We start from the raw sequence: 2,437 nt of genomic DNA, 5'->3' as shown, positions 1-2,437 counted from the left end.
CGCTTGTCGCAGCCGGGGCAGGCGATACGGACACTCATCAGGCGGCCTTCCGGGTGTCGGGTCGGGTGCGGGCATGCGCACGACGGTGAGGCTTCGGCGTCCGGAACCGGTGCTGCGCCTCCGCCAGCGCGGACAGAACCAGCAGCGCCGTCGTCAGAGACACGACGAGCAGCACCCACTGCGGCCACCGGTACGGGGCGAGGGCCTACCACCAGATGAGAGCGCTGCCGACCCCGACGGTGCCGCCGGGGAGGGCGTAGAGGATGAGCCCGAGGTGCGGGCGTATGCGGTGCATGAGGAGCCCCTTCCGGGCGTTGACTACGGTGAGTAGGCGTCCGCCCGTGGGCGGAGGAGAACTTCGTTACGCTGCGTCGATCAGTCGTAGGACATGCCGACGTTGGTGAAGTCCCGGTAATTCGGGAACCGCTGGCGTAGCTCGGCGATGTGGTCGATCAGCTCGCGGGTGTACCGGAAGTACTCGCTGCCTGGGACGCGCAGATGATCGAACTGTCGGTGCCGTTCGCCCTCCTGCTGCGTGCCGCCCGGCTCGGCAACCAGGAGCCGCAGACGGTCTCCCGTCTGCGAACAGAGTGTCCTGAACCGCTGTCGCGCTTGTCGGGTAGTTCCGATCTTGACCCTGTCAGAGTTCCTGCGGAACACCACGTAGTAGACGCAGCCCGAGTCCTCTTCCGCGCCGGCTTGCTGGGCGGACAACGTGACGCGTTTGGTGATGCGAGGACGTGTGCGCTGCTCGGCTTGCAGCCTTTTCACGGCAGCAATGTCCAGCGGCTCCAGCTCGGGGTCGATCAGAGACTTAGGCGCATGGAACTCTCGCAGCTGGTCCTGATGGTCTGAGCAGACTGGGATGCCCACGATGAAGGCAACTGCCTGCGTGAAGCAGGACGTAGAGGCGCAGCGCGTGAAACCCAACAACTTCTCCTCCAATGTACTTCGATCAAGGACCGGTTACGCTGCGTTGATCTGCCCGGCCTTCCGGGCGGCGCGGCGCTCCCGCCGATACGCCCGCTCGCCCTCCCAGCACGCCTCGCACGGCTCCTCACCGCGGTACCGGTGCGCAGCGAACCCGGCGTGGTCGCCGTGACGCTGAGGCCGGCCGTCCAACACCCCGTACTGGCAGGCGAGCAGCACAGCGTGGGGGGCGTTCCGGGCGCCCAGCTTGGCGACAGCACGGTTGACGGTCGCGGTGACGCCCTTCGGGGTCATCACGAGGAGGGTGCCTATCTCGGCGTGCGTGAGTCCTTGGGAGACGAGGGTGAGCGTTTCGAGTTCTCTCGGTGCGAGGCGTGGCGCGGGCCCGCCAGTGGTCGACGGGCCTGCGATCTGAGGCGCCACAGTCACGCCGCACCACCGAGGAGCTGATGCGCCTCACCGTGCGGGCACGACCCCGTGTCGGACCCCCAGGAGTGCGTGACACACACGCGGCCCTCCCACCGGCACGGCTCCGGACTCGCCGCACGGGCCAGCACACGCTCCAGCTCGGCGACACGGTCCAGGAGGAACGGCACGTCCTCCCTCGCGCGGGCGATGAAGTCGGAGTCCTTGTACGGCTGGGCGTCCTCGTGGTCGCCGTGCAGCAGCGCCACGACGCCCTCACGAACGTTGCCGACGCCGGGGATCAGGCGGGGCTGGGATTCGATGGTGTAGGTGCCGTTGCCGTCGTAGTAGACGCCCCAGTGGCCGGGCGTGGCCGTGTTGGCGCGGTCGCGGATCTCCTTGATGCGGGAACGGACGTTGGTCATGGGGTCTCCTTGAGGGTGAGGGCTTCGAGGACGGCGTCTGCGGCCTCCGATTCGATGCAGTCGAGGGCCTCGCACACCTGCGCCCGGTCCGCGGTGGTCTCCGGGCGGGGCACATCAGTGAGGGTCGCGGCCATCTCCATGTCCGCGCGGGGGATCACGGGGCTGTTGGTGTGGCCCATGGAGGCGAGGGCCTTCGCCACCCGGTAGGCGTGCACTGTGTTCACTGGAGGGCTCCCTGCTCGCGGGCGGTCGTGAGGTGGTCGCTGATCGCGGTCATCGCGGTGTCGGTGTCGATACGCCCGGACGTCCACGACGCCCATACCGCGTTGATGTCGGCGAGGGCCTGCTGCGCGGCTTCGGCCGGGGCGGGCAGGTCGTCCTGCACGGTGGTCTGCTCGCGGGTCACTGGCCGGCCTCCCGCTTCCACTGCTGCCGCTCGGAGCGCTTCACACGCCGGCGGGCGGTCTTGCGGTCCCGGCCGGGGGCCTGGCCGCAGCAGGGGCAGTCGCGGCCTCCGGGGCCGTCGGGGGCGTGGCGTACGATCATGCGGGCCATAGCGGTTCTCCTTCGCTGGTGCGGGTCAGGCAGCGGTCTGTCGGTCTTCGCGGCGCCACCGGTAGACGGTCCGCGGGTCAACACCGAGAAGCTCCGCCACCTCGTCGACCGTCGTGTCGGGC

Annotated in this window: 7 protein-coding genes; all 7 read right to left on the bottom strand. The window is 69.1% G+C overall.

Annotated features, from left to right (window positions below; all coding sequences use genetic code 11):
• Positions 1-375: 375 nt before the first annotated feature.
• Positions 376-945: a GIY-YIG nuclease family protein gene (locus IE258_RS40535; RefSeq protein WP_189750800.1), complete on the bottom strand. Its 570-nt coding sequence runs from the start codon at positions 943-945 to the stop codon at positions 376-378.
• 21 nt (positions 946-966) lie between these two features.
• The gene (locus IE258_RS40530; RefSeq protein WP_229892777.1) at positions 967-1,353 is read right to left on the bottom strand and encodes a helix-turn-helix domain-containing protein; all 387 of its coding nucleotides are present in this window, start codon (positions 1,351-1,353) and stop codon (positions 967-969) included.
• Positions 1,354-1,355: 2 nt separating this feature from the next.
• Positions 1,356-1,760, bottom strand: coding sequence for a hypothetical protein (locus IE258_RS40525; RefSeq protein ID WP_189750798.1), 405 nt, complete (start codon positions 1,758-1,760; stop codon positions 1,356-1,358).
• Positions 1,757-1,984, bottom strand: a complete 228-nt coding sequence (locus IE258_RS40520) for a hypothetical protein (RefSeq protein WP_189750797.1) — start codon at positions 1,982-1,984, stop codon at positions 1,757-1,759. The genes IE258_RS40525 and IE258_RS40520 overlap by 4 nt, the downstream gene beginning before the upstream one ends.
• Entirely contained in the window at positions 1,981-2,166 is a 186-nt protein-coding gene (locus tag IE258_RS40515) for a hypothetical protein (protein ID WP_189750796.1), read from the bottom strand. The genes IE258_RS40520 and IE258_RS40515 overlap by 4 nt, the downstream gene beginning before the upstream one ends.
• Positions 2,163-2,315 carry a hypothetical protein gene (locus tag IE258_RS40510; protein WP_189750795.1) on the bottom strand — a complete coding sequence of 51 codons (153 nt, stop codon included), beginning with the start codon at positions 2,313-2,315 and terminating at the stop codon, positions 2,163-2,165. Before IE258_RS40510 ends, IE258_RS40515 begins: the two co-directional genes overlap by 4 nt.
• 25 nt (positions 2,316-2,340) lie before the next feature.
• On the bottom strand, positions 2,341-2,437 hold a 97-nt coding region (locus tag IE258_RS42150), incomplete at its 5' end, for a helix-turn-helix domain-containing protein (RefSeq protein WP_189750794.1).

The organism is Streptomyces tendae, assembly GCF_014650435.1.
Lineage (GTDB): Bacteria > Actinomycetota > Actinomycetes > Streptomycetales > Streptomycetaceae > Streptomyces > Streptomyces tendae.
This window is presented reverse-complemented; position numbering and strand designations above follow the sequence as displayed.

Excerpts from the sequence above, each read along its gene's own strand:
- IE258_RS40525 (WP_189750798.1), bottom strand. The coding sequence starts at position 1,760 with ATGACCAACGTCCGTTCCCGCATCAAGGAGATCCGCGACCGCGCCAAC.
- IE258_RS40510 (WP_189750795.1), bottom strand. The coding sequence starts at position 2,315 with ATGGCCCGCATGATCGTACGCCACGCCCCCGACGGCCCCGGAGGCCGC.